At 66.7% G+C, this 13853-nt stretch carries 14 protein-coding genes; 13 read left to right on the top strand and 1 reads right to left on the bottom strand.

What is annotated here, in order from left to right; genetic code table 11:
• Position 1: 1 nt before the first annotated feature.
• The 13 genes from THPRO_RS09820 to THPRO_RS09880 all read left to right on the top strand — a co-directional run bounded on the left by THPRO_RS09820 (position 2) and on the right by THPRO_RS09880 (position 13382).
• The gene (locus THPRO_RS09820) at positions 2-1333 is read left to right on the top strand and encodes a TolC family protein (RefSeq protein ID WP_052064586.1); all 1332 of its coding nucleotides are present in this window, start codon (positions 2-4) and stop codon (positions 1331-1333) included.
• Positions 1330-2124 carry an efflux RND transporter periplasmic adaptor subunit gene (locus THPRO_RS09825; protein ID WP_065089564.1) on the top strand — a complete coding sequence of 265 codons (795 nt, stop codon included), beginning with the start codon at positions 1330-1332 and terminating at the stop codon, positions 2122-2124. The genes THPRO_RS09820 and THPRO_RS09825 overlap by 4 nt, the downstream gene beginning before the upstream one ends.
• Positions 2117-2434 (top strand): divalent-cation tolerance protein CutA, encoded by a 318-nt coding sequence (gene cutA / locus THPRO_RS09830; RefSeq protein WP_038092529.1) that lies wholly within the window; start codon positions 2117-2119, stop codon positions 2432-2434. The genes THPRO_RS09825 and cutA overlap by 8 nt, the downstream gene beginning before the upstream one ends.
• Positions 2431-4716, top strand: coding sequence for a protein-disulfide reductase DsbD (dsbD, locus tag THPRO_RS09835; RefSeq protein WP_082954568.1), 2286 nt, complete (start codon positions 2431-2433; stop codon positions 4714-4716). Before cutA ends, dsbD begins: the two co-directional genes overlap by 4 nt.
• A gap of 141 nt (positions 4717-4857) precedes the next feature.
• A complete protein-coding gene (gene aroQ / locus THPRO_RS09840; protein ID WP_038092425.1) occupies positions 4858-5310 on the top strand; it encodes a type II 3-dehydroquinate dehydratase in 453 nt (150 codons plus the stop codon).
• Between the two features lie 9 nt (positions 5311-5319).
• Complete coding sequence (accB, locus tag THPRO_RS09845; protein WP_038092428.1) at positions 5320-5778, top strand: acetyl-CoA carboxylase biotin carboxyl carrier protein; 459 nt, start codon at positions 5320-5322, stop codon at positions 5776-5778.
• A 17-nt stretch (positions 5779-5795) separates the two neighbouring features.
• Positions 5796-7136 carry an acetyl-CoA carboxylase biotin carboxylase subunit gene (accC, locus tag THPRO_RS09850; RefSeq protein WP_065089566.1) on the top strand — a complete coding sequence of 447 codons (1341 nt, stop codon included), beginning with the start codon at positions 5796-5798 and terminating at the stop codon, positions 7134-7136.
• A 65-nt stretch (positions 7137-7201) separates the two neighbouring features.
• On the top strand, positions 7202-8086 hold the full coding sequence (prmA, locus tag THPRO_RS09855; protein WP_038092430.1) for a 50S ribosomal protein L11 methyltransferase: 885 nt from the start codon (positions 7202-7204) through the stop codon (positions 8084-8086).
• Positions 8083-8862 (top strand): DUF3426 domain-containing protein, encoded by a 780-nt coding sequence (locus tag THPRO_RS09860; protein ID WP_065089567.1) that lies wholly within the window; start codon positions 8083-8085, stop codon positions 8860-8862. The genes prmA and THPRO_RS09860 overlap by 4 nt, the downstream gene beginning before the upstream one ends.
• Positions 8863-8945: 83 nt before the next feature.
• On the top strand, positions 8946-9947 hold the full coding sequence (gene dusB / locus THPRO_RS09865; protein WP_082954569.1) for a tRNA dihydrouridine synthase DusB: 1002 nt from the start codon (positions 8946-8948) through the stop codon (positions 9945-9947).
• A complete protein-coding gene (fis, locus tag THPRO_RS09870; protein ID WP_038092431.1) occupies positions 9944-10234 on the top strand; it encodes a DNA-binding transcriptional regulator Fis in 291 nt (96 codons plus the stop codon). The genes dusB and fis overlap by 4 nt, the downstream gene beginning before the upstream one ends.
• A gap of 92 nt (positions 10235-10326) precedes the next feature.
• A complete protein-coding gene (purH, locus tag THPRO_RS09875) occupies positions 10327-11895 on the top strand; it encodes a bifunctional phosphoribosylaminoimidazolecarboxamide formyltransferase/IMP cyclohydrolase (RefSeq protein ID WP_038092432.1) in 1569 nt (522 codons plus the stop codon).
• Positions 11896-11918: 23 nt separating this feature from the next.
• Positions 11919-13382 carry a sensor domain-containing diguanylate cyclase gene (locus tag THPRO_RS09880; RefSeq protein WP_082954570.1) on the top strand — a complete coding sequence of 488 codons (1464 nt, stop codon included), beginning with the start codon at positions 11919-11921 and terminating at the stop codon, positions 13380-13382.
• A 23-nt stretch (positions 13383-13405) separates the two neighbouring features.
• Here THPRO_RS09880 and THPRO_RS09885 read toward each other — a convergent pair whose 3' ends face one another.
• Positions 13406-13852 (bottom strand): Lrp/AsnC family transcriptional regulator, encoded by a 447-nt coding sequence (locus THPRO_RS09885; protein ID WP_038092433.1) that lies wholly within the window; start codon positions 13850-13852, stop codon positions 13406-13408.
• Between the last annotated feature and the right edge of the window lies 1 nt (position 13853).

Below are 13853 nucleotides of genomic sequence, written 5' to 3' on the forward strand. Positions count from 1 at the left end.
GATGCGCAGCCATCTCCCACTCCCAGCCTCGGCGGCCTCGCAAGCCGCGCTCATACTCGCCCTCGCCCTGCTGACCGCCCCCGTGGCCCAGGCCGATACGGCGCTGCCGACACCGCTCAGCCTGGAAAGCGCGCTGTCGCTCGCCTCCGCCGCGCATCCCGAGCGCGCGCTCGCGCGGTCCGCGCTGGCGCGCGCACAGGCCGAGACCCGCCGAGCGCATGCGGCAGACGGGGCACGGCTGGACGCGCGGCTGGATGCGCGCTACATCAACCCACCGCCCGCCAGCCCCTACCCTGAACACAACGATTCCAGCGCCGCCCTGGTGCTGAACCAGCCGCTGTACGACTTCGGCCGCAGCCGCGCTCGGGACCGCGCGGCCGAGGCGGGGCTGGAAGCCGCACGCCACGCACAGAAAGAAACCCTTGCGCGCCAGCGACTGGAAATCATGCGCCGTTTCTTCGACGTGCTGCTCGCGGACCAGCGCTTCGCCGAGGCCAATGAAGCCATGGCCGTAGCCTACGTGGATTTCGACCGCGCCCGCGACCGCAACAAGCTTGGGCAGATATCGGATATCGAACTGCTCGCCCGCGAGGATGCCTACCAGGCCGCCCGCAGCCGACGCTACGCCGACGAAGCCGCGCAGCGCACCAGCCGCGCCCTGCTGGCAGCAGCCATGGGCAGACCGGACACGCTGCCGGAGCAGCTGATTCCTCCCCATCTTGCCGGCATCGACCGCCAGCCTCCAGACTATGAAGCGCTGCTGGCGAGAGCACTGCGGGACAACCCAGCCCTTGCGGCCCTGCGGGCACGGCTGGCACGCGCGCAATCCAGGCTTGCCGAACGCCAGGCCGAAGGCAACCCGCGGCTCGGCCTGGAACTGCGCGCAACGCGGTATGCGCGCGACTTCGGCACCCGCGACCCCTTCAGCGCCGGGCTGGTGCTGGAGGTGCCGCTATACAGCGGAGGCCGCGTCGACGCCGACAGCGACCTGGCCCGCGCCGAGGTATCCCGCGCCAGGGCAGAGGCCTCGCGCTACGAGTATCGCCTGCGGCAGGCGATACTCGAAACCTGGCAGCGCCTGCTGACCCTGAAGGCGCGCGCCGAGGCGCTGGCGGTGCAGACGGACTACCGCGACCTGTATCTCGACCGCAGCCGGGCGCTTTACGACCTGCAACTCAAGACCGATCTGGGCGACGCCATGGTGCAGCAGAGCGCGACCCGATCGCGCCTGATGGCCAACCGGTTCGAGCGCGCGCTGGCCTGGGAAACCCTTGCCACCCTGACCGGCGATACCCACCTGGAGCCGATCGGGCAGCCGGAGCACAAGCCATGACCTCACGCAGACACTGCGCCGCCGCGCTGGCGACGGCCATCGCACTGGGCTCCCTCGGCATGCCTGCCGCCAACGGCGCGGAAGTCGCCGCCGTGCTGGATTACGCCGAACCGCTGACATTGAGCACACCGGCATCCGGCATCGTCACGCGGGTGGACGTCAACGCGGGGCAGACGGTCAAGCGGGGACAGATACTGGTGCGCCTCGACGACCGCGCCCAGCGCGCGCGCGTCGGCGGCCTCGAAGCCCAGGCGCGCAAATTCGCGCTGGCGCGCGACGAGGCCCGACGAGAATACGAACGCGCGCGCGCGCTGCACGAGAAAACCGTCATTTCGGATCATGACCTGCGTCTGGCCGAGATCGCCGCCGCAACGGCCGACGCCGATTATGCCGAAGCCCGCAGCCAACTGACCGCCGCCCGCATCGCGCTCGAACACGCCAGCGTGCGCAGCCCCATCGACGGCCGCGTGCTACGCGTGGCCGTGGCCGCCGGCGAGACCGTGCAGAATGCGCTGCGCGCAACGCCCATGGTCATCGTGGCCGACCCGCGGCAATGGGTCGCGCGGACGCGGCTGAGTCCCGCTCAGGTCGCCGGCCTGCGCCCCGGCCAGGCGCTGGCGGTGCGGGTGGGCGACGCGCGTTACGAGGGCCGGCTCGCCGTGCCCGTACCGTCGCCGGACGCAGGCACGGGCAGCGAAGTGATGGTACGCTTCGCGCCGAACCCGAGCGCGCCGCTGCAACCGGGCGGCGCCGCGCGCATCGACCTCCCCGGAGACGCCCGCCATGAATGACCCCCTGCTGGTGCTGACCACCTACCCCGATCAGGAGGGTGCCGAACGCCTCGCCGCCGAATTGGTCCGCGCGCGGCTCGCGGCCTGCGTCAATGTGCTGCCGGCCGTGCGCTCGTTCTATCTGTGGGAAGGCCGGGAAAACAGCGGCACCGAACATCAGCTGTTCATCAAGACCCGGGATGCGCTGTATCCGCAGGTGGAATCCGCCATCCTCGACGCCCATCCCTACGAATTGCCCGAAATCATCGCCACCACCATCAGCCGCGGCCTGCCCGGCTACCTCAACTGGATCGAATCAAGCACATCATGATGAAACGTCTCCTGCCGATTCTGCTCGCCCTCTTCCTGCTGCCGGTCGCCGCACTGGCCGAACAGGATGCCGCCGGCAACGTGCTGCCGCCGGAACAGGCCTTCCCCGCCAGCGCCACCGCGCTGTCCGCGAACAGCGTCGCAATACGCTGGGAGACCGTCCCCGGACACTATCTGTACCGCGACAAGTTCAGCTTCAAGAGCGAGACTCCCGGCATCACCCTCGGCACGCCGCGCATACCCGCCGGCAAGACGAAGCACGACGAAACCTTCGGCACGGTCGAGGTCTTCACCCATCCGGTCACGGTGCGCCTGCCCATCACCCGCGCCGCCGGCGCGCCCGACACCCTGACGCTGGAGGCGACCGCGCAGGGCTGCGCCGAGCAGAGCGTGTGCTACCCACCGTTCGCCCAGACTCTCAAAATCGCCCTGCCTGCGACTCAGGCGAACGCCGGTAGCAACGGCAAGAACGGGCTCGCGGCGCTTACCGCCAACCTCAACAACGAAGCCCAGGGTCAATTCCTGCAGCCCGAGCAAGCCTTCAAGTTCTCGCTGCAGACCGACGCCGACGGCGACCTCGTCGCGCACTGGGACGTCGCGCCCGGCTACCACCTCTACCGCGACCAGATCAAATTCGCTCTCGAACAGGGCAAGGGCCTGAGTCTTGGCCAGTTCAAGCTGCCGCCCGGCAAAACGGTCGACGACCCGATTCTCGGCAAGCAGGTGGTCTACGAGCATCCCTTCGACGTCCGCCTGCCGATCACCCGCGCGCAGGGCGCGGCTGACAAGGGCGTGCTCAAGGTTCACTATCAGGGCTGCGCCGACAAGGGCATATGCTACGCGCCGATCACCAAGACCGTCGATTTCAGCCTCAAGCCCGGCGGCGGCGGTGCCGCAGCGGGTTCGACGAGCGCCGGCGCAGCAACCGCGCAGTCGGGAACGGCCACCAACGGCAGCAGCAGCGAGCAGGACCGGCTTGCCGCCTTTCTGCTGCACAAGCCTCTGTGGATGAGCCTTGGGCTGTTCTTCCTGCTCGGCCTGGGCCTTGCCTTCACGCCCTGCATCTTCCCGCTGTTTCCGATCCTGTCGGGCATCATCGTCGGCCAGCGCGAAACCCCCAGCCCGAGCCGCACCTTCATGCTGTCGCTGGTGTACGTGCTCGCGATGGCGCTGACCTACACGGTCGCCGGCGTCGTCGTGGGACTGACCGGCGCCGGCATCCAGGCCTGGTTCCAGAACCCCTGGGTACTCTCGGCCTTCGCCGCCATTTTCGTCCTGCTGTCGCTGTCGATGTTCGGTTTCTACGACCTGCAGATGCCGAATTTCATCCAGAGCCGCGTGACCGAGATCAGCAACCGCCAGCAGGGCGGATCGCTGATCGGCGTGGGCGTGATGGGCTTTCTCTCCGCACTCATCGTCGGCCCTTGCGTGACCGCCCCCCTGGTCGCCACCCTGATCGTGATTGCCAATACCGGCGACGCACTGCTTGGCGGCCTGAGCCTGTTCGCGCTCAGCATGGGCATGGGACTGCCGCTGCTGATCGTGTGCACGGCCTGCGGGCGCTTCCTGCCCAAGGCCGGCCCCTGGATGGACGGCATCAAGGGCGCCTTTGGCGTGCTGATGCTCGGCGTCGCCATCTGGATGCTCTCGCGCTTCCTGCCGGGATGGTCGATCGCCCTTTTGACCGGCCTGCTGCTGGTCGCCTCCAGCGTCTATCTCGGCGCCTTCGACCCCGTGCGCACCGGCGTGTCCGGATGGCACAAGCTGTGGAAGGGCCTGGGCATCGTGCTCGCCCTCTGGGGCGTGCTGATTCTGGTCGGCGTCGCCGCCGGCGGCGGCAGCGTATTCACGCCTCTGCAGGGATTGTCCGTCGGCAGCGCGAGCGTTGGCGGCGGCGGACAGTCCGCGGCCGAAAACCACGGGCTCGCCTTCAAGCGCGTCAAGAGCGTCGCCGACCTCGATCAGGCTCTGGCGGCGGCCAAGGGCAAACCCGTGATGCTCGACTTCTACGCCGACTGGTGCGTCTCCTGCAAGGAACTCGAGGCCTACACCTTCTCCAACCCCAAGGTGCAGCAGGCGTTATCGGGATTCGTGCTGCTACAGGCCGACGTCACCGCCAATAACGCCGCCGACAAGGCCCTGCTCAAACGCTTCGGCCTGTTCGGCCCCCCCGGCATCATCTTCTTCAACGCCCAAGGCCGGGAACAGCGCGCATTGCAGGTCGTCGGCTATATGCCGCCCGGGGATTTCGTCAAGCACGTGCGCAAGGCCGCCGACAGTTGAGCCTGCCGGCAAGGGTGCGCCCCGCCCACCCGACGGGAAAACGCGCGCGAACGTCGGTTATTTTGCAGCGAACTGGACAGTTCATGCCGAATTCGGCACAATCCGGCGCTATTCAAGCTGTACGTGCCAGCATCGCCGCACATGTCGCGACTCCTACTTATCAACGGCCCCAACCTGAACCTGCTCGGCAAGCGCGAGCCCGGCGTGTACGGACATACCGGGCTCGATGCCATCGTCGATGACGCCACCAGGCAGGCGCAATCGCTGGGCCACGAACTGCTCCATTTCCAGTCCAATCACGAAGGCGCGCTGGTCGACCGCATCCAGCAGGCGGCCACCGAATCGGTTGACTACATCCTGATCAACCCCGCAGCCTACACGCACACCAGCGTGGCCTTGCGCGACGCGCTGCTCGCCACTGGCATCCCCTTCATCGAGATTCATCTGTCCAATGTCCATGCGCGCGAGCCCTTCCGTGCCCACTCCTACCTCTCGGACGTCGCACGAGGCGTGATCAGCGGTTTCGGCCCGCTCGGCTATCGGCTGGCCGTCGCGGCCGCGGCCGACGCGCTCGGACAACCACTCAAACAATAAGGCTTCAGTATGGATATCCGCAAAGTCAAAAAGCTCATCGAACTGCTCGAATCCTCCGGCATCGCCGAAATCGAGATCAAGGAGGGCGAGGAATCCGTGCGCATCAGCCGCCAGGCCACCCAAGGCGCAGCGCCGATCGCCTATGCGCCCGCGCCGGCGGCGGCCGCTCCCGCCACCGGCGCCACTGCGCTCCTGCATGCCGAAGCATCCGAAAACTCATCGGCGATACCGGACGGTCAGCGTGTCGTTTCGCCCATGGTGGGCACGTTCTACCGGGCGTCCTCGCCGGGCGCCCCGCCCTTCGTCGAGATCGGCCAAAACGTTGCCGTCGGCGATACGCTGTGCATCATCGAGGCGATGAAGATGCTCAATCAGATCGAGGCCGAACAGGCCGGCGTCGTCAAGGCGATCCTGGTGGAAAACGGCCAGCCGGTGGAATACGGCGAACCCCTTTTCGTCATCGGCTAAGGGATACGCACCCGATCATGCTCAAGAAAGTCGTCATCGCCAACCGCGGCGAAATCGCGCTGCGCATCCTGCGCGCCTGCCGCGAACTCGGCATCAAGACCGTCGCCGTCCACTCCGAAGCCGACCGCGATCTCAAGCACGTTCGTCTGGCCGACGAATCCGTCTGCATCGGCCCCGCCTCGTCCACCGAGAGCTATCTCAACATCCCGGCCCTCATCAGCGCGGCCGAGGTGACCGACGCGGTCGCCATCCATCCCGGCTATGGCTTCCTCGCGGAAAACGCCGATTTTGCCGAGCGCGTGGAATCGAGCGGCTTCATCTTCATCGGCCCCAAGGCGGAAACCATCCGCCTGATGGGCGACAAGGTCTCCGCCAAACATGCCATGAAGGCCGCCGGGGTCCCCTGCGTACCCGGTTCCGACGGTCCGCTCGACGATGACGCCGACACCAATCTTCGCCTTGCCCGCGAGATCGGTTTCCCGGTCATCATCAAGGCTGCGGGCGGCGGCGGCGGGCGCGGCATGCGTGTGGTGCACTCCGAGGCCAGCCTGCTCAACGCCATCGCCATGACCCGAGCCGAGGCGCAGGGCGCCTTCGGCAATCCCACCGTCTACATGGAGAAGTTCCTCGAGGCTCCCCGCCACGTGGAATTCCAGATGCTCGCCGACCACCACGGCAATGCCGTTCACCTGGGCGAGCGCGACTGCTCGATGCAGCGGCGCCACCAAAAGGTCGTGGAGGAAGCACCGGCCCCCGGCATCGGCGAGCGCGAACGCAGCAAGCTCGGCGAGCGCCTGGCCGAAGCCTGTCGCAAGATCGGTTACCGCGGCGCCGGCACCTTCGAGTTCCTGTACGAGAACGGCGAGTTCTATTTCATCGAAATGAATACCCGCGTACAGGTCGAGCACCCGGTGACGGAAATGATCACCGGCATCGACATCGTGCGCATGCAGCTGCTGATCGCCGGCGGCGAGCCGCTGCCGTTCCGGCAAAAGGACATCCAATTCCGGGGGCACGCGATCGAATGCCGGATCAATGCGGAGGATCCGCAGAATTTCCTCCCCTCGCCCGGCACGATCACCCAGTATCACGCGCCAGGCGGACCGGGCATCCGCGTCGACTCGCATATTTACAACGGCTATCGCGTGCCGCCGAACTACGATTCGCTGATCGGCAAGCTGATCGCCTATGGCGAGACCCGCGAGACCGCCATCGCCCGCATGCGCGGCGCCCTGCAGGAAATCGTGGTCGACGGCATCAAGACCAACATCCCCCTGCATCAGGACATCATTTCTGACGCCGCCTTCGTCAAGGGCGGCACCAACATCCACTATCTGGAAAAAAAGCTGGGCCTGTAAGACAGGGCCACCCGCCGCCGGCGAATACGCTCGGCGGCAGACCATCTCCGACCCCGTACACGCCCATGCCTTGGCAGAACCTGATCATTACCGTCCCCGAACACCTCGCCGAGACGATCGAGGCCCGCCTCGAAAGCGCGGGCGCGCTGTCGATGACCCTCGGCGATGCGGGCGACACACCGGTGCTCGAGCCCGGCCCCGGCGAAACCCCTCTGTGGCCGGAACTGAGCCTGACCGCGCTGTTTGCCGACGATATCGATCTCGCCCCCCTGGCCGCTGCGCTGCAAGCGGAATACGGGCTGGCCGCAAGCCCGCACGTGGCGGCCGTGCCGGATCAGGACTGGACCCGCGCATGGATGGACGATTTCAAACCCATGCAATTCGGCGCGCGCGTCTGGGTCTGTCCAAGTTGGTGCGAGCCGCCCGATCCGCACGCCGTCAACCTGAGGCTCGATCCCGGGCTGGCCTTCGGCACCGGCACCCACCCCACGACGGCGCTCTGCCTTAAGTGGCTCGACGTCCACACGCATGACGGCGACCGCGTGCTCGACTTCGGCTGCGGCTCCGGCGTGCTCGCCATCGCCGCCCTGATGCTCGGCGCCGGCGAGGCCTGGGCGGTGGATATCGATCCGCAGGCGTTGACCGCCACCCGCGACAACGCGCGGCGCAACGACATCGCCGACGAGCGCCTGCACATCGGCCAGCCCGACGCGCCTGGCACCTGGCGGGCCGATCTCGTCGTCGCGAACATCCTGTCGGGCCCGCTGATCGCACTGGCCGACACGCTCTGCGCCCACGTCAGGCCAGGGGGCAGGCTGCTGCTCTCCGGCATACTCGAGACCCAGGCCGAGGCCACTGCGGCCGCCTACGCGGACCGCATCGACTGGGACGCCCCCGTCACGCAGGAGGGCTGGGTACGCCTGTCGGGTCGGCGAATCGACGATGCTTGACGGGCTTTGCCGCCCGCGCGGCAGGCCGTATCCTTGAGGACACCATGTACGTCGAATGTCCGCAGTGCCACGCCCTCTACCGCATCAGCCGCCACCAACTCACGGCCGCCGACGGCTGGGTGCGCTGCGGCGAATGCCAGCATGTATTCGAGGCCCGGGAAACGCTCTCGGACGAAGACGAACATCACCCGCAATTACCGCTAGGCTACCCGGACCCGCCCGCCGCCGAGTCTGGCGCACCCGTCGCGACGGCACCGCTGGACACCGGCGACGACGCCGTAGCGGCATCGAAACGGCCACGCGGCTGGCTTGCCACCCTGGCGTGGAGCCTCGGCATCCTCGCCCTGCTTGCCCTGCTCGCCGGCCAGTACCTGCTCAGCGTCCGCGACCAGCTGGCGCAGACGCCGGCGCTGCGCCCCTGGCTCGCGCAGCTCTGCGAACTGCGCGGCTGCACCCTGCCGCCCCTACGGGCTCTGAACCGCATCGAACTGATCAGCCGCAACGTGTTCACGCACCCCAATATCGCGCATGCACTGATGCTCACGGCCACCATCGACAATACCGCCCCCTTCCCGCAACCGTATCCCGTGCTGCAGATCAGCTTCTCCAATCTGCAGGGCAAGACCGTTGCCATCGGCCGCTTCAAACCCGCCCAATATCTGCCGCCGGACATCAATCCGCGGCAATCCATGCCCCCCGACACGCCGATTGCGATCAGCGTTTCCTTCAAGGATCCGGGGCCGCAGGCGGTCAGCTACGAATTCAGCTTTCATTGAGGCGGCGCAAGGCGTCCACCTGCTTTACAATCCCCACCCGCTCAACTATGTTTTTTCGATTCCCCGTGACGACCCCGACGCACATGCAGATCGGCGCCCATGCCATTTCCAACCGGTTGATCCTCGCGCCCATGGCCGGGGTCACCGATCAGCCGTTCCGCAATCTGTGCCGAAGGCTGGGCGCCGGCATGGCGGTCTCCGAAATGGTCACCGTGCGCCCCGAACTCCGCGCCAGCGACAAGACCCGGCACCGACTCGATCACGCCGGCGAAACCGGCATTCGCAGCGTCCAGATCGCCGGCGCCGACCCGTCGATGATGGCCGAGGCCGCGCGCGTGAACGCCGCCGAAGGCGCCCAGATCATCGACATCAACATGGGCTGTCCCGCCAAGAAGGTGTGCAGCAAGGCGGCCGGCTCCGCGTTGATGCGCGACGAGGCGCTGGTGAAGCGCATTCTCGAAGCCGTGGTCGACGCCGTCGACATCCCGGTCACGCTCAAAATCCGCACCGGCTGGTCGCCCGAACACCGCAACGCGGTGGTCGTCGCCCGCATCGCCGAAGCCGCCGGCATTCGCGCGCTCGCGGTGCACGGTCGCACCCGTGCCTGCCGCTTCGAGGGACACGCGGAATACGGTACCATCCGCGCCGTCAAGCGGGCGGTCGGTATCCCGGTCATCGCCAATGGCGATATCGACAGCCCGCAACGGGCCCTTTCGGTGCTTGAGGCAAGCGAAGCCGACGCCCTCATGATCGGCCGGGCCGCTCAGGGCAACCCCTGGATATTCCGTGAGATCGATCATTTCCTGCGGACCGGCGAGACCGGGGGAGCCGCCGACGCGGACGAAACCCGCGAAACGCTGCTGGAACACGTGCAGGCCCTGTACCGGTTCTACGGCGAAGCGCGCGGTTACAGGGTCGCACGCAAGCACATCGACTGGTATCTTAAGACGATCACAATCAATACAGCACGTCACGGCATTGCCGATTGGCGCGCACGCATACTGAGCGCCGAGGGCAGCGCCGCGCAGTACCGCCTGCTCGAGTCCTTTTTCCGGAACAGCCATTCAAGGGGGCTTGCCGCATGAACGCACCACCGTCGCAGAAACTGACCCGGTCTCTTGCGGATACGGCTGCTGCACATGCTCCCCCGCCGCTATCCGACGCGGTCAGAACCTCGCTCGAGCACTATTTCCAGACCCTGGACGGCCACGAGCCCAGCGACCTCTACCGCCTGGTTCTGGCCGAGGTCGAACGCCCGCTGCTGGAGGCCGTGCTGATCCAATGTCGCGGCAACCAATGCCGGGCGGCCGCCTATCTCGGCATCAGCCGCGGCACGCTGCGCAAGAAGCTGCTCGACCACGGGCTCAACTGAGCGACACTCACCCCACCCGTCCCGACGGGCAAGACCGTAACCGGACGTCCCGGTATACTGCGCGCTTTTCCTGAAGTGGCGGGGGTTCCTCCATGCAAGACAAGCGATCCATTGGCCGTGCGCTGATCAGCGTTTCCGACAAGACCGGCATCGAAACACTCGCACAGGCGCTCGTCGAACTGGGCGTCGAACTCCTCTCCACCGGCGGTACCGCACGCAACCTGAAGGCGGCCGGCCTGCCCGTACTCGACGTATCCGAGCACACCCGCTTTCCGGAAATGATGGACGGCCGCGTCAAGACCCTGCACCCCAAGATCCACGGCGGCATTCTCGGTCGCCGCGGCATCGACGACGAGATCATGGCCGAGCACGACATCGGCGCCATCGACCTCGTGGTGGTCAATCTCTACCCCTTCGAGGCGACCATCGCCAACCCCGACTGCCCACTGGCCGAGGCGATCGAGCAGATCGACATCGGTGGCCCGGCCATGGTCCGTGCCGCAGCCAAGAACCACGCCGACGTCGCCGTGGTCGTCGACCCGGCGGACTATGCGGGACTCGTCGAGGAATTGCGCCAGGCCGGCGGCACGTGCCTGCAGACCCGCTTCGCGCTGGCCGCCAAGGCCTTCGCCCACACCGCCCGTTACGACGGCATGGTCGCGAACTACCTAGGCGCAATCGCCGCCGACGGCAGCCGCGCGCCCTTTCCGGACACGCTCAGCCTGCAGTTCGACAAGGCCGAGGACCTGCGCTACGGCGAAAACCCCCATCAGCGCGCGGCCTTCTACCGCGAACGCAACCTGGCCGAGGCCAGCGTCGCCAGCGCACGTCAGCTACAGGGCAAGGCGCTGTCCTTCAACAACATCGCCGATACCGATGCGGCATTGGAATGCGTCAAGCAGTTCGACGCCCCGGCCTGCGTCATCGTCAAGCACGCCAACCCCTGCGGGGTCGCCGTCGCGCCGAATCTGCTGACCGCCTACGAACGCGCCTACCAGACCGACCCGACCTCGGCCTTCGGCGGCATCATCGCCTTCAACCGCCCGCTGGACGGCGATACCGCCCACGCCATCGTCAGCCGCCAGTTCGTCGAGGTCATCATCGCCCCCGAAATCACGCCGGCGGCGGCACGTGCCGTGGCCGAGAAGAAGAACGTGCGCCTGCTGGCCTGCGGTCAATGGGATGCACCGCAGCCCGGATTCGACTTCAAGCGCGTCAACGGCGGCCTGCTGGTGCAGGATCGCGATCTGACGGCGGTCGCGACCGATGAGCTCAAGACCGTGACCCGCCGCGCGCCCGAGGCGCAGGAACTCGAAGACCTGCTGTTCGCCTGGCAGGTCGCCAAGTTCGTCAAGTCGAACGCCATCGTCTACGCGCGCGACCGCCAGACGGTCGGCGTCGGCGCCGGCCAGATGAGCCGGGTGTATTCGGCGCGCATCGCCGGCATCAAGGCCGCCGACGAAGGCCTCGCCGTTTCCGGCACGGTGATGGCCTCGGATGCCTTCTTCCCCTTCCGCGACGGCATCGACGCCGCGGCGGAGGCCGGCATCACCGCCGTCATCCAGCCCGGCGGCTCGATGCGCGACGAAGAGGTGATCGCCGCCGCCGACGAGCACGGCATGGCCATGGTGTTCACCGGGGTGCGCCACTTCCGTCACTGAGGTGCAAGCGCTACGATGCGCTTATGAACCCACCTCATGCAGCGAGGCCGGGGGGGCGGCAACAGCCCCCTTCATTCTGGTTAACGGACCTTCACCGACTGTTCTCGGCACGATTTGACACGCCGGCCGATGCATTCGACGCCTGCCTGGAGACCGGCTGCCGCCTGCTGAACGTCGAAACAGGCATCATCAGTCATGTAGACCGGGACGGGTATCGAATCGTCTGTTCGCGAAGCCCCTTGCAGGACATCCAGCCTGGCAGACTGGCCCAACTGACTGGCAGCGCCTACGAAGCCACGGTGCTTGAGGCCAGGACGCTCCGCTATATGGCGGATGCGGACACACCACTCCCGGACCACCCGGCCTTCCCCGACGGAGTATCGCTGACAACGTTCATCAGCTCGCCCATCGGACTGGCCGGTTCCGTTTATGGCAGCCTCGACTTCGGCGATACGGGCGCGAATCCTTTGGCATTTACGCCAGACCAGGTCCTGCTTGTCGAATCGCTCGCCGGTTTCATCGCCCTGCACATCGAGCGCAAGGGCCGCGAAGAAGCCTATGAGGAACTGGAGCGGCACCTAGGCGAACGCCAGGCCATATTGGACGCGAGCTTCAACCACTCGATCGTGGGCAAAGCCATCGTCGACGTGGGAAGCAGCCGCATCCTCGATGTCAATCGAGTCCTCGGCGACATGTTCGGGTATACGCGAGAAGAAATGATCGGCAACACCTTTGAGCGCTTTACCCATCCCGAAGACCGGGGCCTGACCGCACCGGAGATACGCAAGCTCATTCGCGGAAAATGCGACGCCTTCGAAATGGACAAGCGCTACCAGCATCAGGATGGTCGTACCATCGAGGCGCATGTCGCCATCGCCGTGATACGCGCCCCTGACCTGCAACCCCGCTATCTGATCGGCGAGGTTCTGGACGTTACCGAGCGCAAGGCTTCCGAGGCGGCCCTGCGCGAGGCACTGCAGGACCTCTCGCACCTGAGCATCACCGACGCCCTGACCGGTCTGCACAACCGCCGCAGTCTTGACGAGGTCATTGCCAAGGAAATCGCGCGCGCGCGTCGCTCGCATACCCCGCTGTCGCTGATCCTGCTCGATATCGACCATTTCAAGCGCTACAACGACACCTTCGGCCATCCGGCCGGAGATCAGGCACTGCGCCAGTCCGCGCGGCTGATCGTCGAATCCATCCGCACCACCGATTTGGCCGCCCGCTACGGCGGCGAGGAATTCGCCATCGTGCTGCCGGACACGCCCAGCGACCATGCCGCCACCCTGGCGGAACGCTGCCGCAGGGCCTTTCTCGACGAATCGTGGGAGCATCACGAACACCCGCTGACCGCGAGCTTCGGCGTTGCCGCGCTGGACGACGCCGCGGCGGACGGTGCGGTGCTGATCAGACGCGCCGACGAGGCGCTCTACGACGCCAAGGCCCAGGGGCGCAACTGCGTCGTTGTCGCAGGACAGCCATAGCCGATCGCGCCAGGCCGCCGCGCTCAGAGCCTCGCGCCGCCGCGACGATGCTTGATCCGGCTGAGCAACAGCTTGCACTCGACCCGCAGCACGCCTTCGCGGGCGAACAGGCGCGCCTGGGTAAAGCGTTCCAGCGCCGGCATGTCGGCCGTCAGCACATGCACATGCAGGCTGGTCATGTCGCTCATCACGTACAGGCTCGCCACCTCGTCGCAGGCAGCCAGTTCCTCGGCAAGCTGCGGCAGCCATGCCGGCGTCGCCTGCACGTCGAGAAAGGCCGATATCCGCTTGTCCAGATACTCCGGATTGACGACCACCGTGAAATTCTCGATCACGCCCTGTTCGCGCAGACGCTGCACGCGCTCGCGCACGCTCGCTCGCGAGATGCCTAGCGCGCGTGCGATTTCGGCATAGGACGCACGCCCGTCCTCGACCAGTCTAGCCAGAATGTCGTGATCGATCGCGTCCATC

The organism is Acidihalobacter prosperus, from assembly GCF_000754095.2.
In the GTDB taxonomy this organism is placed as follows: Bacteria; Pseudomonadota; Gammaproteobacteria; order DSM-5130; family Acidihalobacteraceae; genus Acidihalobacter; species Acidihalobacter prosperus.